This is a genomic window from Pontibacter russatus, assembly GCF_009931655.1.
GTDB classification, from domain to species: Bacteria; Bacteroidota; Bacteroidia; order Cytophagales; family Hymenobacteraceae; genus Pontibacter; species Pontibacter russatus.
Map to the genome: position 1 here is coordinate 2,318,967 of NZ_CP047984.1, position 21,264 is coordinate 2,340,230.

General features: G+C 55.1%; 15 protein-coding genes and 1 tRNA gene. 8 read left to right on the top strand and 8 right to left on the bottom strand.

All coding sequences use genetic code 11. The features are described 5' to 3' along the window. Positions 1-222 precede the first annotated feature (222 nt). The 3 genes from dnaE (at position 223) to trxA (ending at position 5,258) form a co-directional block, all read left to right on the top strand. A complete protein-coding gene (gene dnaE / locus GSQ62_RS09270; RefSeq protein WP_161889237.1) occupies positions 223-3,846 on the top strand; it encodes a DNA polymerase III subunit alpha in 3,624 nt (1,207 codons plus the stop codon). Positions 3,847-4,127: 281 nt separating this feature from the next. Then, positions 4,128-4,583, top strand: a complete 456-nt coding sequence (locus GSQ62_RS09275) for a transposase (protein WP_202621863.1) — start codon at positions 4,128-4,130, stop codon at positions 4,581-4,583. Between the two features lie 348 nt (positions 4,584-4,931). Then, positions 4,932-5,258 (top strand): thioredoxin, encoded by a 327-nt coding sequence (gene trxA, locus GSQ62_RS09280; RefSeq protein WP_115563496.1) that lies wholly within the window; start codon positions 4,932-4,934, stop codon positions 5,256-5,258. 67 nt (positions 5,259-5,325) lie between these two features. On the opposite strand, the gene GSQ62_RS09285 is transcribed toward trxA, so the two are convergent. After that, positions 5,326-5,853: a DUF421 domain-containing protein gene (locus GSQ62_RS09285; protein WP_237587123.1), complete on the bottom strand. Its 528-nt coding sequence runs from the start codon at positions 5,851-5,853 to the stop codon at positions 5,326-5,328. Between the two features lie 201 nt (positions 5,854-6,054). Between GSQ62_RS09285 and GSQ62_RS09290 the strand changes: the two genes are divergently transcribed. After that, positions 6,055-6,459 (top strand): DUF5329 family protein, encoded by a 405-nt coding sequence (locus GSQ62_RS09290; protein ID WP_161889238.1) that lies wholly within the window; start codon positions 6,055-6,057, stop codon positions 6,457-6,459. A 162-nt stretch (positions 6,460-6,621) separates the two neighbouring features. Continuing rightward, a complete protein-coding gene (locus GSQ62_RS09295) occupies positions 6,622-6,996 on the top strand; it encodes a SpoIIAA family protein (protein ID WP_161889239.1) in 375 nt (124 codons plus the stop codon). A 97-nt stretch (positions 6,997-7,093) separates the two neighbouring features. Here GSQ62_RS09295 and GSQ62_RS09300 read toward each other — a convergent pair whose 3' ends face one another. Together GSQ62_RS09300 and GSQ62_RS09305 are read right to left on the bottom strand one after the other, a co-directional pair. Then, positions 7,094-7,960, bottom strand: coding sequence for a sugar phosphate isomerase/epimerase family protein (locus GSQ62_RS09300; protein ID WP_161889240.1), 867 nt, complete (start codon positions 7,958-7,960; stop codon positions 7,094-7,096). Between the two features lie 511 nt (positions 7,961-8,471). After that, positions 8,472-9,503, bottom strand: a complete 1,032-nt coding sequence (locus GSQ62_RS09305; protein WP_161889241.1) for an isoaspartyl peptidase/L-asparaginase family protein — start codon at positions 9,501-9,503, stop codon at positions 8,472-8,474. Positions 9,504-9,761: 258 nt separating this feature from the next. On the opposite strand from GSQ62_RS09305, the gene GSQ62_RS09310 reads away from it, so the two are divergent. Next, complete coding sequence (locus GSQ62_RS09310) at positions 9,762-10,472, top strand: OmpA family protein (protein WP_161889242.1); 711 nt, start codon at positions 9,762-9,764, stop codon at positions 10,470-10,472. Between the two features lie 278 nt (positions 10,473-10,750). Here the strand turns inward: GSQ62_RS09310 and GSQ62_RS09315 are convergent, their stop codons facing one another. Then, complete coding sequence (locus tag GSQ62_RS09315; protein WP_161889243.1) at positions 10,751-11,260, bottom strand: DUF6141 family protein; 510 nt, start codon at positions 11,258-11,260, stop codon at positions 10,751-10,753. A 192-nt stretch (positions 11,261-11,452) separates the two neighbouring features. Further along, the gene (locus GSQ62_RS09320) at positions 11,453-12,595 is read right to left on the bottom strand and encodes a cystathionine gamma-synthase (RefSeq protein WP_161889244.1); all 1,143 of its coding nucleotides are present in this window, start codon (positions 12,593-12,595) and stop codon (positions 11,453-11,455) included. Positions 12,596-12,774: 179 nt separating this feature from the next. Here GSQ62_RS09320 and GSQ62_RS09325 point away from each other — a divergent pair, with 179 nt between their 5' ends. Continuing rightward, a complete protein-coding gene (locus GSQ62_RS09325) occupies positions 12,775-13,494 on the top strand; it encodes a TVP38/TMEM64 family protein (protein WP_161889245.1) in 720 nt (239 codons plus the stop codon). A 72-nt stretch (positions 13,495-13,566) separates the two neighbouring features. After that, positions 13,567-13,640 (top strand) — tRNA-Arg (locus GSQ62_RS09330). Between the two features lie 178 nt (positions 13,641-13,818). Here GSQ62_RS09330 and GSQ62_RS09335 read toward each other — a convergent pair. The 3 genes from GSQ62_RS09335 to GSQ62_RS09345 are packed head-to-tail and all read right to left on the bottom strand — an operon-like array spanning position 13,819 to position 21,195. Beyond that, positions 13,819-14,136 (bottom strand): hypothetical protein, encoded by a 318-nt coding sequence (locus GSQ62_RS09335; RefSeq protein WP_161889246.1) that lies wholly within the window; start codon positions 14,134-14,136, stop codon positions 13,819-13,821. After that, positions 14,136-16,412, bottom strand: coding sequence for a hypothetical protein (locus GSQ62_RS09340; RefSeq protein ID WP_161889247.1), 2,277 nt, complete (start codon positions 16,410-16,412; stop codon positions 14,136-14,138). Before GSQ62_RS09340 ends, GSQ62_RS09335 begins: the two co-directional genes overlap by 1 nt. A gap of 37 nt (positions 16,413-16,449) precedes the next feature. After that, the gene (locus GSQ62_RS09345; protein ID WP_161889248.1) at positions 16,450-21,195 is read right to left on the bottom strand and encodes a strawberry notch-like NTP hydrolase domain-containing protein; all 4,746 of its coding nucleotides are present in this window, start codon (positions 21,193-21,195) and stop codon (positions 16,450-16,452) included. Between the last annotated feature and the right edge of the window lie 69 nt (positions 21,196-21,264).

Consider the following 21,264-nt stretch of genomic DNA (forward strand, 5'->3'; position numbering starts at 1 on the left):
CCTACTGTAGAGTGTAAATAAAACGCGACCAGGTTATATATCCCCAAAACACTCCCTGTTTCTGAGACTAACATGGCCCCGCATTTGTTATCGAAGAAGCCGTTTATAGTTTGGGCCGCCGCCCGATTTTGCGTAATTTTAACTTCACAGAAATGGCCACAAGTATATGACGCTCCTTCTATACACTTCATTTCTAATTCGTAATTTCTAATTCTCAGAACCTTGCCAGTTTTTTCGCATTTACATACCCATACGCAGTACTCGCTGCTCGACGGCCAGGCCAGCATTGGCGCGCTCATGAAAAAGGCGCAGGCCGATGGCATGCCCGCCGTGGCCATGACCGACCACGGCAACATGTTCGCCGCCTTCAACTTTGTGGCCGAGGCCAACAAGTATAACGTCAAGCCGATTGTGGGCTGCGAATTTTACCTGGTGAAAGACCGCCACCTCAAAACGTTCACGAAGGAGCAGAAGGATGTGCGCCACCACCAACTGCTGCTGGCCAAAGACCAGGAAGGCTACCAGAACCTGGCCAAGCTTTGCTCGCTGTCTTATATAGAAGGCGTATATAGCAAGTGGCCCCGCATCGACAAGGAGCTGCTGCAGAAATACAGCAAAGGCCTGATTGCCACCAGCTGCTGCATCGGCGCCGAATTGCCGCAAACCATCCTCTGGAAAGGCGAAGAAGAAGCCGAGGAGCTGCTGAAGTGGTGGCTCGACCTCTTTGGCGAGGATTACTACATCGAGCTGCAGCGCCACGGCCTGCAGAACATCGACGGCACCGGCAAGAGCCAGGAAGATGTGAACCAGGTGCTGCTGAAGTTCGCGCACAAGTACAACATCAAGGTCATCTGCACCAACGACTCGCACTACGTGGACCAGGACGACTGGAACGCGCATGATATCCTCCTCTGCGTGAACACCGGCGAGGACCAGAGCACGCCCGTTGGCGACTTTGCCACCAAGTACTATCGCTTCCTGTCGGATGACCAGCGGGTGATATATGACACCGTGGACAACGTGCGCAGCAAGTACGGCCATATGCCAAACATCCGCCAGATGCTGAACCGCATCGACGAGGCCGGCCCGAAAACGCGTTTCGGCTTCCCCAACGACCAGTTCTACTTCAAGACGCAGGCCGAGATGAACGCGCTGTTCAAGGATGTGCCGCAGGCGGTCGACAACACCAACGAGATTGTGGACAAAATCACGCCGCCCAAGCTCAAGCGCGACATCCTGCTGCCCAACTTCCCGATTCCGCCGGAGCATGCCAACGCCGATGCTTTTCTGCGCCACCTCACGTTTGCGGGCGCGGCCAAGCGCTACGGCGAGATAACGGAGGAAATCCAGGAGCGCCTGGATTACGAGCTGCGCATTATCGAAACAATGGGCTTTGCCGGCTACTTCCTCATCGTGCAGGATTTCATCAACCGGGGCCGCGACATGGGCGTGGCCGTGGGGCCGGGCCGTGGCTCGGCGGCCGGCTCGGCGGTGGCTTACTGCGTCGGCATCACCAACATCGACCCCATCAAGTACAGCCTGCTCTTCGAGCGTTTCCTGAACCCGGAGCGTGTGTCGATGCCCGATATTGACATTGACTTCGACGACGTGAACCGCCAGCGCGTGATTGACTACGTGGTGGAGAAATACGGCAAGACGCAGGTGGCCCAGATCATCACGTTCGGCACGATGGCCGCCAAATCGTCGATCAAAGATGTGGCCCGGTCTACCTCGCTGCCGCTGGCCGAGGCAAACGAACTGGCGAAGATGGTGCCGGAAACGCCGGGCACTACGCTGGCCAAAGCCTTTATGGAGAATCTGGAGTTGGCTTCCATTCGGGAAGGTACTGATGCCCGCGCCGCCGTACTGAAACTGGCCGAAAAGCTGGAAGGCTCGGTGCGCAACACCGGCATTCATGCGGCGGGCGTCATCATCGCCCCCGACGATATTACCAATTATATACCGGTTTCTACTTCAAAGGACTCTGACCTGCTGGTCACGCAGTTCGACGGCAAGGTGATTGAGAGCGCGGGCATGCTGAAGATGGACTTCCTGGGCCTGAAAACGCTCACCATCATCAAAGACGCGATTGAGCTTATCAAGAAAAACCACGGGGTTGAGATTGACATTGACGCCATTCCGATAGACGACGAGAAAACCTACCAGCTTTACCAGCGCGGCGACACCATCGGCACGTTCCAGTTCGAGTCGGAGGGGATGCGCATGTACCTGAAGGATTTGCAGCCGACCAACATTGAAGACCTGATTGCGATGAACGCCCTGTACCGCCCTGGCCCGATGCAGTTCATCCCGAACTTCATTAACCGGAAGCATGGCCGTGAGGAGGTGGAATACCCGCACGAGCTGCTCAAGCCGATTCTGGAGTACTCCTACGGCATCATGGTGTACCAGGAGCAGATCATGCAGACGGCCCAGATTCTGGCCGGTTACTCCCTCGGCGGTGCCGACCTGCTGCGCCGCGCCATGGGTAAGAAGGACATGAAGAAGATGGCCGAGGAGCGCGAGAAGTTCATTGCCGGGGCCGGAGAGAAGCATAAAATCACCCCGAAGAAAGCCTCTGAGGTGTTCGACGTGATGGAGAAGTTCGCCCAGTACGGCTTCAACCGCTCCCACTCCGCCGCTTACTCGGTGGTGGCTTACCAGACGGGTTACCTGAAGGCCCACTACCCGGCCGAGTATATGGCCGCCGTGCTCACCAACAACATGAACGACATCAAGAAGGTGACGTTCTTTATTGAGGAGGCGCGCAAGCAGGGCGTGCAGGTGCTGGGGCCGGACGTAAACGAATCCTTGCTGAAATTTAACGTGAACGAGCAGGGCCATATCCGATTTGGTTTGGCTGCGATAAAAGGAACCGGGGAGTCTGCCGTGGATGCCATCATCACGGAACGCGAGGCAAACGGCCTGTACCAGGATATTTTCGATTTTGCCAAGCGCGTGAACCTGCGGGCCGTGAACAAGAAAACCTTCGAAAGCATGGCCCTGGCCGGTGCCTTCGACTCGTGGGGACTTTACCACCGGGCGCAACTGATAGAAGTGCCGGAGGGCGAAAGCATGAGTTTGCTGGAAAAGGCGGTGCGCTACGGCAACAACTACCAGGCGGAGCAGCAGGCCGCGCAGCAGTCGCTGTTTGGGGGCAGCGCCGCCGTGGCCTCCCCGCTTCCCAAAATACCGGAGGTGCATATATGGACGCAGGCTGAAATGCTCCGCCGTGAAAAGGAAGTGGTGGGCTTTTATATGTCAGGCCATCCGCTCGACCAGTTTAAGCTGGAAATCGACTCTTACTGCACCTGCCCTCTTGACAAAATTGAGGAATACAAGAACCGGGACGTGAACGTGGCGGGTATGGTGTCGGAGGTGGTGATACGGACGGCCAAGAACGGTAATCCTTTTGCGCTGTTCTCCATCGAGGATTACGACTCCACGATGCAAATGGCGCTGTTCGGGGAAGACTATATGAAGTTTTCGCCTTACCTGAAGATGGGCCTGTACCTGTTTATCCGGGGCAAGGTGCAGCTACGGTACAAGACCGAGGACCAGTGGGAACTCAAGCCCACCAGCATCCAGCTACTCGGCGACATCACCGATAAGATGGCGCAGGGCGTACACCTCAACATCAACCTGCAGCACTTCAGCCCTGTGTTGGCGGAGGCGCTGGAAGGCGCCATCGTAGCCAGCCCCGGCCAGAAGCGCCTGGAGATAACGCTTCACGTGCCGGAGGAGAAACTGGCCCTGCCCATGTACTCGCGCAAGTACAGGATTGAGCCGAAAGCGTTCCTGGCATCCATCAAGGATATGGGCCTGGGAGAGTGTAGGTTGATTTGATGTGAAAATTTGGGGATGTGGAGATTTTATGCTTCTTCATCAGCTAAAAAGAGGTATGCTGCTTCGGTGGCGTGCCTCTTTCTATTTACTGCTCTTTCAGACTTCCCAGTCCGAAAGCCCGCTGCCGAGGATTTCCTAATCCCCGTACTGCTTTTTATATACGCGGATTAGGAAATCCGCTTCAGGGTAAGTTTCGGATTAAGAAATCCGAAACAGCAATAGCTGTATCATATATAGTATCAGTCTAAACAGGACTCAAAAACGGGATAGTGCCGGGCAGCATGAATTTCCTTACGATGACGGTGGTGGACTGGGTGGATGTGTTCACGCGCCCTATATATAAACGCATCATGGTGGAGGCCCTGAGATACTGCCAGCAGCACAAAGGCTTGCGCCTTCATGCCTGGTGCCTGATGAGCAACCACCTGCATATGATTGCCGCCGCTGAAGAAGCCCGGAATCTTTCAGACATTCTGCGTGACTTCAAGCAATTTACCAGCCTTAAGATGGTAGCCACCATACAGGAAGAACCGGAAAGCCGGAAGCAGTGGATGCTGCACCGCTTTGAGTTCAATGCGCACCTCCACTCAAAAGTCCGGCGTTGTAAACTATGGCAGGACAGCAACGACGCAAAGGAAATTTTCAGCAACAATTTTCTGGAACAGAAACTGGCCATATATACACGACAACCCGTTGCGGGCAGAGTGGGTAAACGAGCCGGAGCACTATCGTTATAGTTCAGCTGGCAAATACGCTGGAGATGATGGCTTATTGCAGGTAGAACCGCTGGAGTAGCGAAAGCTCTATCTATTCAGCAGCATATATAGGCAGCATATCAGGCGCCTCTCTCTTTACTTTCTCAACCCCCCGCTTGCTTCTGAAACTTTTATTGATAACATTTGTTGATACAAATAACAGGCACCCTACATGCTGGTCTGCCGTACGTATAACAGGTGCAGGCTCCACAGGTGGCTAGATGGGCTACGACAGCTTGTCAGGGAGTTTAAGTTTGGGTGCATATTTGCCCGGACAGTAATTGTCACTATATTTAAATCAGGATTCAAATACAACAAAACGCTAAAGTCATGGCTAACAAAGCAATTGAAATTACAGACGCGAACTTTGATGAGATCATCAATTCAGATAAACCCGTACTGGTAGACTTTTGGGCAGAGTGGTGCGGACCTTGCCGCATGGTGGGCCCGATTGTGGAAGAATTGGCCGGTGAGTACGAAGGCAAAGCCGTTATCGGTAAAGTAGACGTAGACGCCAACCCGCAGACTTCCGCCAAATTCGGTATCCGCAGCATCCCGACGCTCCTTGTTTTCAAAAACGGTGAGGTGGTGGACAAGCAGGTAGGTGCCGTGCCTAAGAACGTGCTTTCCCAGAAACTGGAGTCGCAGATGGCATAAGCCACACCGCAGTATAACCCTAATAGAAAAGGCCTCCCACAACAGCGGAGGCCTTTTCTGTATATGATTATTCCTCTTTCTCCTCTTTCTTCATAATGATGCTTATTTTGCCGCTCCGCTCCAGGTAGGCATGGTCAATCCGGTTCAGGTCCAGGGCAGATCCCGAACTCCGGAGCGCCTCCAGCAAGTCGTTTTTCGTGACGCTGCTGGCGCGCATCGCCTCCTCCTGTAACTCTCCGTCCCGCACCAGCACCCTGGGCCGCCCTTTAATGAAATTCCCGAAGCCAAAGTGCGTGTGGTAGGCGACCATCGCCAGGCCTCTGTGCAGCAGCACGAGCGTGAGCGCGGCTGCCAACGTGGGCCAGAAAGGTGCGTTGCCCGTTATGGCACGGCTCAGCACCGAGCCATATATAATCCCGAGAATGATGTCGAAGGCCGTGTTCTTGCCGAAGACGCGGTGGCTCCCCACCCGCATAATCAGCAGCGCGGCGAAGAAAACGCCGATGGCCCGGGCAGACATTTGCCACCAGGTCAGGGTTTGGTCGTGTATGCCGAAAACGGTGCTGAAAACTTCCTGCATACTGGGAAAACGCACATATCCGTTTAGAGTTATGCGATGTCCGCCGCAGCGGCAGCGGCCGGATTTGGGAGGCGCGCCGCTGTCACGCACGCCAACTGCAGCCTGTACACTGGGCCAACCCATATAAAATATTCAAGAGGCACGGCACTATTGCACAATGATTGCTCTGAACCAGACATCATCCGTATCGTAAACTATAGAAGCAGGAAAAAAGCTATGAACACACGAATCATGTTAGGAATTGCCGCAGTGGCGGGACTGCTGTCTGTAGCGGACGGGGCGGCAACCCCTGCCGCTGTGCCTGCATTCGGCAGCCATGCCAACGGGCTGACGGAGGGCCAGAAAGTGGAGCGGCTGATCGCCTACCTGCGCAGCCTGGACGGTGCTGTCTTTATCCGGAACGGCAGCGAGCACAGCAACACAGAGGCGGCAGACCACCTGCAGACCAAATGGGAGAAGCACAGGGACGAGGTTCACACCGCAGTGGAATTCATTGAAGAGCTTGCCTCGGCCTCCGGACTTACCGGCGAAGACTATACCATCCGGTTCCAAGACGGCACCGTCCGCACCACCAGGGATGTGCTGCTGGAAGAACTGAAGCGGTTGGAACAGCAGCCTTAGTCTGTCCATGCCTCGTGTTTGGAAACGACAAAGGCTCAGGCTCTGTAAGCTCGCGTTTCAGCCCGGAAGCTAATGATTAACGGGCCCTTAATCTCCTGAACGCATGGCGCTGCCGCCGCAAATAAAAAATAGAACCTGCTGTAAAGTTTATAACCTGTTGCTATGTTACAACTGTTAGAAGAGTCTAAAGGTGATTTGGTCGCGTTCCGCATTTCGGGGAATGTAGACAGGAACGACTACAATGTGATGCTCCCGGTGCTGGAGGAGAAAATCAGGCAGCACGGCAAGATCAGGGTATATGCCGAGGTGCAGGATGTGGAGGCGTATTCGCTACGCGCGCTGTACGAGGACATTAAGTTCGACATCAAGCACGCCGCACACTTCAGCAGGGCCGCCATCGTGGGCGACCGCGCCTGGATAGACTGGCTCACGGTGATGGCCCAGCCCTTTACCACGGCCAACGTAAAGTACTTCGACTTCAGCCAGCGCAACAAAGCCTGGGAGTGGATACACGAAGGCTTGAACATTGATGCGTAGAATTTATATATAAACAAGCAGCGTACAATATCAACAGCGGTGCAGCGGAATAGTAATTTCCGTTGCACCGCTGTTGATATATAAGCTCCAGTCCCCGCTACTCTTTCAGGCTTTTCAGATACGCCAGCGTGATTGGCACCTGCGTAATCACCCGCGGGCTTTCGTCTTCTATAAAGTAGTGTTTGATCCCAACTTTTTTCGCTGCTTTTAATATAGCCGGCACATCTAACTGCCCCTGCCCAAGCGCCACATCGTTCTCTACTGGCATCAGGCCGGTAAAATCACCCTTCACGCCCTTCTTCATGTCTTTCAGGTGCATGGTCGTCCAGCGGTTGGGGTACTTCAGCAGCAGTTTGGCCGGGTCCTGCCCGCCGTGGTACGCCCACAGCATGTCCATGGTGAACGAGACGTATTTAGGATCGGTGTTCCGGACCATATAGTCGAACAGGGTGCCGCTTTGATAGGGTTTCATCTCGTAGCCGTGGGTGTGGTAGTTGAGGGTGAGGCCGTTTTCCCGCAGCACCTTGCCCGCCCGGTTAAAATCAGCCACGGCTTTTTGTGCATCCTCAAATGTGAAGTTATCCTTCTCATGTGGTATCCAGGCTACCTGCACGTAGTTGGCGCCCAGTATCTTTGCCACGCGCGCCACTTCCTGCGGGTTTTCCACCACCTGCTCATATCCTGCACCGACAGAGGGCGCCGTCATGCCCCGCATATCCAGCAGTTTGCGCAGGGAGTCCGGGGCCAGGCCGAAGGCGTTCCCACCTACTTCCAGCTCGGTTATACCCAATGCCTGGATGGTGTCCAGCGTCGCCTCCACCCCTTTCGGGAAGCTATAGCGGTAGGTGTAGGCCGCCATGCCGGGTGCCTGCGGGAAAAGGGGGGAGCCTTTTTGGGCAGATGCGCTGCCGTGGCTGATGAGGAGGGCGCACAGCATGCCGAATAACAGGGGGAGCTTCTTCATATATGGATTTCCTGGAAAAGGTATAACACGGGTTCAGCAACGCCCCCCGCAGCACCGTAAGCACTCCTGTTCAGCTGGTCTGCAGAAAGCTAATCAAGTATAAAGAAACTGCGTTAAATAAGCAACTGATTTAGAAGCGCCTGGCAGTTTTTATCATCTGCTTTTTCGGCTTCATATATATGGCATACGAAATATATACACATTTACTGGAGGAGTGATCTATAGATATGCTTCGTTAACAAGTGCATTTTGCAGCTCCGCGTGTTACTTGGCAGAGTGCCCGATATAGCCACATCGGCTTCAAGAACACAGCGAAAGTAGTTGGGCTTGGCTCAACCAGATGTAGCGTGAGCCTTTTCATATAGGGCGCAGGCCGCTTCGCGCGCGTCCGTGAGAGAACAGCCTTTGACGCTGTCGTTCATGTAGGGCAGCGGCAGGAAGTGCAATCGGGTTACCTGCACCATACGCATATCCCATATACTTCGCAACCTGGTTTTCCCTCAACGCGATGTTAATCTTTATAGATGGCCACCTCTGATTTTCCTTTCTTGATATAGCCCCGGTACATGCCCGCCGAGTTGAACGGCATCGCAATGTTCCCGTGGCGGTCCACGGCTATCACGCCGCCTTCGCCGCCGCGCTTCACCAGTTTCTTCATCACCACCTCATCCGCAGCCTCCTGCAGCGACATGCCCTTGTAGTCCATCAGCGAAGCGATGTCGTGGGCCACCACCGAGCGGATGAAATACTCGCCGTGGCCGGTGGCGGAAACGGCGCAGGTGTTGTTGTCGGCATAGGTGCCCGCCCCGATGATGGGCACATCGCCCACACGGCCGTAGCGCTTGTTCGTCATGCCGCCCGTGGAGGTGGCGGCCGCCACGTTGCCGTAGGCATCCAGGGCTACCGCCCCCACTGTCCCGAATTTGTGGCCTTCGGTAAAGATGTGCTCGTTACTGCCGGAGCCTCCGTCGTGGTCCAGTTTGGTTTTCTCCCTGTCCCTGATTTCCTGAAGCTGCCTGTAGCGCGTCTCGGTGCGGAAGTAGGACGGGTTCACTATCTCAAGCCCTTTCTCTTTGGCAAATTGCTCCGCCCCCGCCCCTATCAGCATCACATGCTCTGATTGCTCCATGACCGCGCGGGCGGCGCTCACGGGGTTTTTGATGGTGGTCACGCTGGCGACGGCCCCGGCCTTGAGGGTTTTTCCGTCCATGATGGCGGCGTCCAGCTCGTTTTTGCCCTCGTTCGTGAACACAGCGCCCTTTCCGGCATTAAACAACGGCGAGTCCTCCATCACGCGCACGGTGGCTTCCACGGCATCTAGGCTGCTGCCGCCCTTCTCCAGAATGGCGAAGCCTGTTTTCAGCGCCTCGTTCAGTTGCGCGGTATAGGCTTTTTCTTTCTCCGGCGTCATGTTGTCGCGCGTAATGGTGCCCGCGCCGCCGTGTATCACCAGCGTGATTCTGCTGTAGTCCGGTTTGGTTTGGGCCACGGTTATATGCCCGGCCAGCAGGAGCAGGCACAGGAAGTACAGTGTTTTTTTCATGGTTTGAGAAAGTGATTTTATAGGGTTACATGTGGATTCAGCTGAAAGGCGCCGACATGGGCCGGATGCCGCTTGAACTGCACCTAAAAAAATTATTTATATATTAAATTTAAAATATAGTAATTGGCATAAGGTTTGAAGTATAAAAAATCAATATATAGCACTTTGGGTTCTTATTTTTTGGTTCGCAGTCTTTTAATTTCCCATATTTGCAATACGACTAAACTTTATAAACTAAACAAAAACCAACTGATCCACATGAAATCTAATTTCTTCAAAGCCACCCTTTCGTTTTTGATGTGCGCGGTCCTGATGGCCTCCTGCGTGTCTTCCAAGAAGTACGACGAGCTTAAAGCAAGCAAAGAAGCGCTCGAGCGCGAGCAGGCCGCCTCTAAGCAGAAAGTAGATGAACTCTCGGCTTCCCTGAAAGAGCGCGAGCAGAAGCTTGCCGAGATGGAGCGCGCCATGAACGAGCAGCAGAAGATACTCGACAACCTGAAAAATGAGGTGAATGCCGCCCTACAGGGCTTCAACCAAGGCGACCTGAGCGTTAACATCAAGGATGGCAAAGTGTACGTGTCTATGTCTGACAAGCTTCTGTTTGCCACCGGCAGCACGAAAGTGAACGCAGGCGGCAAAAAGGCAATCGACCAGCTAGTGGACGTGCTGAAGAAGAACCAGCAGGTGGGCGTGATGGTGGAAGGCCACACAGACGATGTGAGCGTTGCCAACGGCATGAAGTACCTGACCGACAACTGGGACCTGAGCGTGCTGCGCGCCACAGAAATTACCCGTATGATGGCAGACAAAGGGCTTTCTCCGGACAGGATCACGCCGGCTGGCCGTGCTTATTATATGCCGGTAGACACAGGTCGCTCTGCGGAGGCAAAAGCTAAAAACCGCCGCACCGAGATCATCCTGACGCCGGACTTCTCTGAGATTTACAAGATCCTCGGCATCCAGTCGTAAGCCGGACTTACCATATATAAAGCCGATGCTCTCTACAGGGCATCGGCTTTTTTATTGCTGACTGATTGGCTTCATGGTTGAATGGTTAAATGGCTGACTCTTCTTCGCTGGCATGGGTTTGCAACCCGTGCTTCCTTACATAAGCCATATATCATATAGGGTTCATAACCGCCCGGGCCAAAGGCCTTTAGGAAGTAAACACGAGCCAAGCGGCTTGCGCTACATGCCTGCAGGAAGTGAATTACACCTGCGAATCAACCATTTAATCATTAAAAGAATCACCCTCCCTCCTTTGCCTGCCGGATGGCATCAAACAGCTCTTTTGCCCTTTGCGACCCAATGAGCAGCGGCTTTTTGTCGTAGAAGTGGAGCAGCACGCCTTCGTTGCCCGACACGTTATAGGCTTTGCCTTTCATGCCCCACCGGATGCCCCAGCCGCCGTAGTCGCGGAGGGGTTTGTAGGTGATGCGCTCATATCCCCGGAGCGTGCGCAGCGGAATGCGCACCGGCCGCAGGTGGAAAGGCCAGAAGCGCGCCTGCAACTCCCCCGGCTGCACCACCGTCGTCATCGACATGCGGTAAAAGAAGAAGGGCAGCCCTATCCCCATCAGCAGGAACAATAAAATAAGCTCCACATCAGAGGCAGGCCTGCTGCCGAAGCTGTTGCCCAGCAATACCTGCGCTACGAACCCCGACCAGAAAATAGCGGACACGCCCAGCACCACCACCCACAGCCATGTCTGCCTGAAGTGCTGCTCCTCCCGGAAAAGAACTTGTTGTGCTGCCATTTTTTAGACTCAGGATGTTAGGCAAAAGATGAAGTACTTATTCTCTATTTCTTTCTCTACGGGAGACGGCTGGCATCAGGTTGAAAAGCATATATGGTGCCATTGCTTCACGAAAAAAGCGCCTGCTTCTACAGCAGGCGCTTTTTATATATGCCAGGGAATAAAATTTGTCTAACGTCCTGTGTCTAACGTCTAACCTCGAAGCGCCTGCTCCAGGTCGGCCAGCAGGTCCTCTATATCCTCCACGCCCACGCTCAGCCGGATGAGCGAGTCGCTCAGGCCCGCCTTCAGGCGCTCCTCGCGCGGGATGCTGGCGTGCGTCATGCTGGCCGGGTGGCCGCACAGCGACTCCACGCCGCCCAGCGACTCGGCCAGCGTGAAGAACTTGAATTTCTCCAGCACACTCACCGCGTCCTCCACCTGATCACCTTTCAGCACAAACGACACCATGCCGCCGAAATCGCGCATCTGCTGCTGGGCTACGTCGTGGTTTTTGTGGTCCTCAAAGCCGGGCCAGTACACCTGCTCTACTTTCGGGTGGCCTTTCAGGAACTCCGCCACCTGGCGCCCGTTCTGGCAGTGGCGCTCCATGCGCAGGTGCAGCGTCTTCAGGCCACGCAGCACCAGGAAGCAGTCCTGCGGACCTGGTGTGGCACCGCAGGCGTTCTGGATAAAGGCCAGTTGCTGCTGCAGGTCGTCATCGTTCACCACGATGGCGCCCATCACCACGTCGGAGTGGCCGCCCATATACTTCGTGAGCGAGTGCATCACAATGTCAGCGCCCAAGTCAAGCGGCGTTTGCAGGTATGGCGTGGCAAAGGTATTGTCGGCCACCACCAGCAGGTTGTGCTTTTCGGCAATCGCGGCACAGCCTTTTATATCGATGATGTTCAGCAGCGGGTTTGTGGGCGTCTCCACCCAGATCATGCGGGTGTTTTTGTTCACCAGTTCCTCCACCTTGCGCAGGTCGCTCATGTCGGTGAAGTGGAACTTGATGCCGTAGTTCTGGAACACCTTCGTGAAAATGCGGTAGCTGCCGCCGTATAAATCGTTGGTGGAGATGACCTCATCGCCGGGCTTGAGCATTTTGATGATGGCATCCACGGCCGCCATGCCCGAAGAGAAGCAAAGCCCGTGCTTCCCGTTCTCGAGTGCCGCCAGCGCGTTTTGCAGCTGCGTGCGGGTGGGGTTGTGCGTGCGCGAGTACTCGTAGCCCTTGTGGTCGCCGGGCGAGCGCTGCACGTAGGTGGATGTCTGGTAGATGGGCGTCATGATGGCGCCGGTGGTTGGGTCCGGCTCTACGCCGGCGTGTATCGCTTTCGTTCCGAATTTCATATATAAAGTAGGTTTTATTAGCATGTTCCGTTAGCTGCAAGTTAGGCAATTAAGCCACAAGAAACCACAATTGCCCCCGCGCCAGCCGCAGCCCCCTGCACGGCGCTTTTAAAGCCGCCAAAATCTTTTGTCCTTTGTATTTCGTCTAGGAGGTAACAAAACCAATACAAAAACTCTGCATGAAGGTACTCCCCGTGCTGCGCACGCTTATCCGCGAAAATGCCTCTACGTTTGTTTCGATGCTGCTGCTGGTGGTGGTGCCCGTGGTGGTGAGCTCTACGCTGGCGGTGGTGCTGTACAATTACCAGGACCTGCTCGCGGGCCTGTCGTGGGCGGAGATGCTGCTTTACTTCGCCGTCATATCCATCACCATGGCCTTTGCGCTGACGCCAACTACTTTTGTAGCGCTGGTCAGCGGCTTTTATCTGGGCTGGGGCGGCTTTGGGGGCATTGTGGTGTCTTATGGCATCGCCGCATTAGTAGGCTATACGCTGGCCAGGGTGATAGACCACGGCAAGATGATGAGTTTCCTGAACCGCTTCGAGAAGGCGCGCATCCTGATGCAGGAGCTGCGCCACGAGAGCTGGGTCCTCATCATCCTGACACGCATTTCGCCGGTGCTGCCCTTCGCCCTTATGAACTTCGTGCTCTCGCTGCTGCAGATAGACCGCGTGAAGTTTTTTGTTGCCAGCATTGTGGGGATGCTCCCGCGCACGCTCTTTTTCTTCTGGGTGGGCACGCAGGCCCGCGATGTGGTGTCGGCGCTGCAGGACCCGGACAGCGGCACCGGCGGCCAGCTCCTGATGATAGCGCTGGTTATCATTTCCATCGGCGGCCTTTACGTCCTGTTCGACAGGGCCTTGAAGCGCGCCCTGCGGAAAGCGGCGGAGAGAAATTGAGAAAATCTTACTACTTGGCTTGCGTATAAGGGAAAAAGGCCTTTACTTTGCACCATATTCACAGAACAGAATGGTCACGTAGCTCAACTGGATAGAGCATCTGACTACGAATCAGAAGGTTAGGGGTTCGACTCCCTTCGCGACCACCGAAAAGGCCCTCAGCATGCAGCTGAGGGCCTTTTTCATTTCTTGGGAGCAGATATGGGAGCAGATTCGGAAAACTGCTCCCATGTTCAAGCCTTTTCAGCTTAAGAAAATAGAAGCCGGGGCAAATAATAGACTTCTAAATCTATATGTAAGAAAGCCTCTGCTATTGCTGCAATACTATGCTAAATACGTAGGCAAGAAAGAAGGCGTAGTTTGTGGCACAAGGTTCGTTTTAGAGCCTCTAAATATACTTGATATGCTGTCGAACAAATCCTTACCGGCTTCAACTATGGATACGCCTGTCTGAATGGTGTTCGTTATCTTTTGACCTGTCCTCGAAGGGGTTTGTCTCACAACATAGGGACTGGTGGTGCCGGGGTTTATTCCAGTTGCGGTCACATGAGGAGATACTATCTGCTTATCCTTATATTGGCTCATCAGGTAAAGGGCCCCTACCCCCACAACACCCACTGTTAAAAGCGTTTTATCGTTCATTATGCTTTATCGTTAGAAAGTCTACATTCGTGTACAAAATACTTCAAGCCCATGCTTCCGGCGTCGGCATATCGGTTCTTCTCGCAAACGGCCACACCAGGAGTATCCACCTGAATCACGATACCGGCGTCATACTCGGCCATAGAGCCGCCCCTCACGGTGCCGCCGGTGGTGCTCTGGAAAATCACCAAGAACAGCGTGTTCGGAAAGTCCTTGCGGAGCCTGTCAAACTCTTCCTGCTTGGCGTTCAGCTTGCTCCAACTGTCTATGGCTATCACATCGAAGTATTTGGCGGCCTCGCGGATGGTGCTGATTCCGTCCGGAGCGATGGAAGCGGCCTGGATGCGGCTGCGATTCTTCGGCTTGATAAACTTCTGTGTCATGCGCTGCACCAGGTCCGACTGCTTGTCTATCTCCAGCGTGAAAGAGGCCGCGCTGAATCCGTATTCGGCAAAGGCATCCATCAACTGATACAGAAAGCTCGTCTTACCGGCCCCCTTGTCGCCTCGCAGGGTGATGGCGAACTCTTTGCGCTCCAGGTTGCCCAGGAAAGCGCCGATATCGCCCTTCAGCCGGAAGGTGTTTGCCCTTGTGTCCACGCCTGGCTGGTCTATCTGCGTGAAGATACCGGCCAGTGTCTTGGGCAGCTTCTTAGTCCCAAAGGCTAACGGGCTGCTTTCCTGCTTTTTTGCTGGCGTTGGGGCTTTTTTTTTAACTCCGGCAAGCGCCGGTTTGCTGCAGCCACACTCGGCCTCGTCCATCCCAGGGCATCCCAGGCCCGCGAACTCCGGAAGGGAGCCCAGGCCGGATAAAGAAGGCGTGTCCTGCGGAATGTACTTAAAGCCGTTGTGTACATAGTCCATCAGATCATCGACCGCGTCAGTCAACTGCTTGTAGTAAGTGTCACTTTTTTGAACGGAGCCATCTTTTAGGGCCTTTGTAATGTCCTGCAGCAGCTTTTTTGCTTTCTCCTTGCCTGGTGCCGTGCCCATCATCGGAATGAACCGCTTTAGCAGGAGCACCGTGCTATACACCTTGCTCTGCTTCGTAAATTTCTTCAGCAACGCCATCGTATCGCCCTGGAAATTCAGCTTGATATGGGTAGCGTCCTCTTTCTTATACATTTTCAGAATGCCGTTAAGCTTCTCCTGAATTTTCTTGATGATACCGGCGTTATGGCTGCTCTTCCTGATTTTGCGCTCCACCACCAGCTTGTTTACCGTGTCCAGCAGTGATTTTACAGACTTCTCGGCCACCTCGCGGCCATTCATGGACGTGAAGCGCTTGATTACCTTCTCTTCCTCAGTGAAATGGTCGTGATAAGCGACTTGCTTAATAGCTTTTAGCTTCTTCGGCTTCGGCTCGTTCTTCACCTTCGGGGTTTTGGCTGCCCTTTTCACGGCGTTTTCCTCTTTGTTGTGGAGTTTAAGCACCCGCTCTTTATACAGCTCGTTCAGGCCTCTGAAATACAGCTCGTCGATGCGCTTGGCGTCATGGGCCTTCTTTATCTGCTCTCCGTACTTCACCGCCTCCGCCTTGGTCTTAGCGCCTTTTAGGAGAATGACGAAATCGCCGTAGCTCAACTCAGTTATAGGCTTGCTCTGCAGTGATTTGTAGGTGTCGACGGGCCTGGCAGACTTCACGGCGCGTTTTGCGGATTCGGCAATGCGGGTAGAAATCTGCTTTGTGTAGCTGTTGAGCATGTCTTTCTCCCTGTGGTTAAGGTCTTTGTCAGCGGCCCACCTGGCCTGCAGCGCATCCAACTCTTCCTGCGTCCGGCTGTTAAGCGCCTCCGTCATCCATACATCATGCGTTTTCTTCGGGGTTAGCACCTTTTTGCGCAGCTCCAGCATGTGCTCCAGCGAGGAAAACTGCGTGAGGCTCAGGCGTGAGGCCTTGAAGTTCTTTTCGATGCCGGAGGCCAGGGCCTTTAGTTTGGCGTCGTCTGTAGCCTCAGCGATGTACTGCCTGTAGTCCTCAAAGCTCGGATAGTCGTCCTGGTTGCTGGCAGGCACCATGGCCGCTGCCACTTTCTTGCCGTGGCTCGGCTTCACCACATGGATGCGGTCGTTTTGCTTTTCGACCGGCAGGACTTCCATCAGCTTCGCAAAATAAGTATCTACTGTGTCCTTAACACCGGCGTCTTCTCGGTAGGCCCACCAATCATCTTCCATGGCCTCCAGTGCGAATTGATGTGCCTCGCCAAGGGCCTCTGGCAACTTTGCAAAATCCAGTTTATTTACTACCTCCAGGTAGTTTGATATTGTTACTTTCATGGGGTGAAATGTTTTTAAAAGGCTGTTTCAAATGAGTTTATGCGGCTTTTTTTAAAGTGTCCAAACCAAGCAATAAAAGCTTAATTTTTACCGCTTTGGCTTTCAGCTTCAAAAGCTTCAATTTGGTTTTTTTAGAATCCTGCTTTATTTCCGGCACCAGCAGCCTCGGCCACTCGTGGACCGGCCTCGGCGCGTCCACTTTCTCCTGGAACATGCGCTTGAAGTCTGCCTCCGGAAGGCTCACGCTGTCGGAGTGCTTGGCCTGGAGCCACTGCACGAGCTCGTCGATGCGCTCCAGCTCCAGCTCGGACACCATCTTGTCGGCCTGCTTCTCAAACAGGTTGCGGTTCACCAGGCGCAGCACGTCGGAGTTGAGGAAAAACCAAGCGCCGGACTTCTTGGTACCGGCCACCATGATTTTGTAGTACTGCCCCTGGCGCAGGATGGAAACGCCCTTGGCTGTCACCAGGCTTCGGCCCACGGTCATGGACCGTATATAGGCCGCCGCCTGCGAGATCGGCACCGTCACCGACTTGTTTGATTCCTGCGGCACCCAATAATCGGGCATCAGGATGCCTTTCTTTTCGCCGCCGCCCTTCAGGGTGTAGCTCACCAGCTTGCCTTTGAACTGGTCGAAGGCCTGCAGCAGGTTGCCGGTCACCACATAGCGTATCTTGCTGTCCTGGCTGCTGTCACGGATGGCAGAGTCCCAATACTCAATCATGCTGTCGCGCTCGTAGCGGGAAATGCTGTAAGACGAGCCGCGAATGGCACCGATGGCCTCGTGCTGGCTGGCCGGTATCTCCAGGTATTTAGTGCTGTGGGCGACGGCGAAGCGCAGGCGCACATTGCTCGGGGCAAAGGGGTTTTTCTTCTTGCGGTCGATTTTGAAGCCCAGGAAGATGCCTTTTGCCAGTTCCTCGCGGCCTATGCTGTAGTAGATGCCCCTGCCCACGGTGAAGAACTCGAAAATGCCGTGCAGGAAGCGGTAGCGGTTGTTGGCCGTGTCGCCTATCTTCTTCACCGCCGCCTTTCGTGCTTCCTCCAGCACGTTTCTCCGCTCCTGAATGGCCATCAGCTGCTCGGCTGGCGGCAGCTTGGCTATTTTCTTGTCGCTGGGTAATTTGGCCACCAGGTCGGCGTAATGCCGGTTCTTTTCCTCTGTCTCCGCGTTGGCGCTTTCGAGCATATATTGCTTGAACTCTGCCACCAGCTCCGCTGTCTGCTCGGCTGCGGTTTTGCCGCCCAAAGAATCCTGCAGCAGGTTATGCACCTCTGGCTTGGTGAACGGCTTTTTGAGCACCTTAGCGCGTATCGTCTCCAGCATGGTGTTCTCTGAGAAAACAGACGTGCCGCCCTTGCCCACTTTGGCTATCTGGCTGCTGATCGTCTCGGCCTCCAGGTCCATGGCCTCCACCTCCAAATCATACTCGTCCTTGCGCTTCAGCTCTTCGATATAATCATCGTAGGCTTCGGTAATGTCCTCATAGAACGCCTGCTGATCCGCAGTCGGCAGCACGGCCACGCGGCCCGAAACCTTGTGCGCGATGGAGATGGCCGCGCCCCTGCTGTCGGTTGGCTTGGCATCCTCGTCCTTGCCAATGCCCAGGGGATCGCCCAGGCGCTGATTCAGGTCCAGGTTGTCAATCAGGTACTTGTTCACCACTGTATCGCCGTACTTGTTCAAAAAGTCCGGCACAGACAGCACGGCCTCGCTCTGCTTCTGGTTGGAAGAGGTGTTGGCGTCCAGGGATTTTAGTTTTTTCTGGAGCATCATCATCAGGCGCTTTTCAGCGGGGATGGCAGAAATAACATAGTCGTAAATCGGCGGTATGTGCTTTAGCTGGCCGGTGCGGTTGATGCGGCCGCGTTTCTGCACCTCGGTGTTGATGTCGAGCTCTGCCTGCAGGATGAGCATCACGCGCTGCTTCACCTCTGAAACCGGCACCACGTCGGTCGGCACGGCATGGGCTGAGGCACCGGTGGAGCCGGACTGGTTAATCATCAGCACGTCCACCTCATTGTCGTTGAAAGAGCGGAAAGCGTCGTTGGTCGCCAGTTTCTCGCGCAGCGTCACCAGGCCTTTGCCGGTCTTGTGGTTGAGCTGCACCTCGTACTTGCGGCCCGTTACCTCTGCCACGCTGTAGCCCGCTGCCTCAATGCGCTGCTTCACGGCGTCAATCGGGGAGATGGTGATGCCGGATGAGGCCTGCCGGATGCGCTCGGAGATTTGGAAGTATTTTTCCTGCCCCTCCGGAGACAGGTCGCTTACCTCTATCTGCTTTTTCTCTTTGCTGCCGTCGTGGTTTGTCTCGGTGTAACGCATCACGCCATCCAAGCCGCGCTGCAGGACCGTGGCGAAATCAATATCGATTAGCGAACCATTACCCACGGGGCTGCCCGCCTCGTCCTCCATCTGCTCAATAAAAGAGCCCATGGTGGAGGCGAAGGCAATAACCGGCTTCTTGCCCTCCCTTAGCCGCTGTATCGCTCTCTCGGCCACGGTATCAGCCTTTATGCTGAACAGCATTTGGTTGATTACCTGGAAGATTTTAGAGAAATACGGCGAATTGTCAACGCCTGCAGCGGAGGTGCCCCCGCGCTTCTTTATCTCTTTCGATTCGGCTGCGGCAATCTTGTCCATTTCCTCAATAGAGGGCTCCACATGCAGCTCCTGGAAGCCGATGATCTCCCGCATGATTTCGGTCATGTTGTCGGCCACCGCCTTGTGCTCCTGCTCTTTGTCCAGCGACGGATCGCCTGCTGTCTTGTCGAGGGTGATGTAGTTCACCTCTATGCCCTCAAAGCTTCGCTCACGGCGTATCATCTGCCCTTCCTGCACAAGCTGCGAGGAAAGTATCTCCTGCAGGGCCACGCCTCCGGCCTGAATGGCCTCCACCAGGCCCTCTTTGCTCAGGTTGGCGTCTGACATGGCCGTTTTCATGGCGTACAGCGGCAAGTTGTCGCTTCGCTTGGCGTAGGTCGCGGAAAGGAAAAGTACACCGGCGGCGCTGGCCACCACGTCCTGCAGGAAGTTTCCGGTGTTCGACTCGCCGGACGCGTTGTGGCTCTCGTCCATGATGATGATGTTGTCCTTTGCCACCTGGCGCAACCAGTCCGGCTTTGCGGGGGAGCGCTCCGGAGAGCTGAACTGTGAATAGGTCGCCAGGGCATAGTGGAAGCCCTGCGGCATCCGCTTGCTCTTGATAGTGTCCCTGAGCTGCTTTTCGGGCATGGGCTCATACACCACCTTGCCCCGCGCATCCTTGATTTTGGTCTTCTTGTCGCGGCTGTTCACCACGAACGGCACCAGGTCCTTCGAGCCAATGGCCACCAGGTCGCGGTAAAGGTCAGAGAACAGGTTGGGCTTCTCAGTGATGAACACCGGCACCTTGCCCTGCAGCGCCGCGTAGCGGATGATGGCAGCGGCCTGCCTGCCCTTGCCTATGCCGGTCTGGTCGCCGATGATCATGCCCTGCCCCCTTGCCTCTATGTTGTAGAGGGCCATGGCCACGGCGTCAATCTGCTCTGCGGCCAGCGCCTTGCACATCTCTGTGTTGGAGGCGTAGCCCAACCGGTGCTGCACAAAGGCGTCAATGTCGCCGCCCACGGCCTCTTTTATCTTGCCTAGGGCAGAAAACGTCTCGTGCGCCATCATATCCGGCACATGCGTGTCGAGCACGAAACAGGCGTTGGAGGTGGGGGTGTAGGGCATTCCCAGGCCGCCCAGGTCCAGGAGCTGCAGCTTTAGTTTAACGGCTCGGGCTTTAAGGGAAAGCATTTTTAGTCTTTTAGAATGGTTGGAAGTGTGTTGGGTTGGCTGAGGGGCCTCCAGGTATTGTGTCACGCGCTCGTACAGCTCGTCAAAGGTCCGTACCAGCGTGTCATGCCCGCTCTTTAGCGGCGAGACGCCCTGAGGAACCGGCTTTCTGCCGTTGATCAGTATCAGGCGCACGGCAAAGCCGGTGCCCTGGCGCGTGTACAGCTTTTTGCTGTCGATGTTGAGCACGTCCTCCACATGGTAATGGCTGTAGAGGTAATTGAAGAAAAGGCGGTTCTTGCCTGCCTGCAGCCTGCCTTTGTCGTCCCAGGTGGAGTGCCCGCCGATGATGATGGCGGCGCGTCCGGAATCCTTCATGCAGTCCAGTGCCCGGATGGCCATCACCTGCTCCAGCGACTTGAGTTTGTAGGTGCCGAAAACCACCTCGTCTGTGGAGCCGAACGGCGGGTTTGTCACCACGCAGTCGAATTGTTTTTCAAATCCCTTGAAAGGCAGCGTGGCATCCATCCCCGTCACGCCCGCATAGCCCTGTGTCTCCAGGTTCATGCGCCGCACCCGGTCAATCTCGTTCACGGTGCATTGCTGCGGAGTGGCCGCAATGGTCAGCAGCCCGTTACCGGCAGAGGGCTCGAAAAGCGTGTTTTCGGGCCTGTCAGCGCCCACGTATAGGCCTGCCAGGTAGCCAATCGGCGCCGGGGTGGAATACTGCTGCAGCAACATGCTCTGGCTTGTCCTGAAGCTGAGGTTCACCTGATTGTTGTATAGGCTCACGATGCGCCCGAATCGTTCGCGGGGAGTGGGAAAGGCGGCAGAGTGCGCCAATATTCTGGCACGGTTCACGATGGCCAGCTCGGTCAGCTCCTTTACCAGCGTCCTGTCTGTGATGCCGAAGGAGGCGGCAATCTTCTCAACGCCGGTCTTGTTGTCTTTTATGGAGTTGGAGAGCCGGACCTGCATGTGTCCGACAAACTCCCTCATGTGGGAGACTAACTGCTTTTCCATTTGCGGATAAAGGGTGAATTGTGGTTGTGGGGCGGCAAAACACCGTAGCAGCTCACGCCGGAGCTGCTA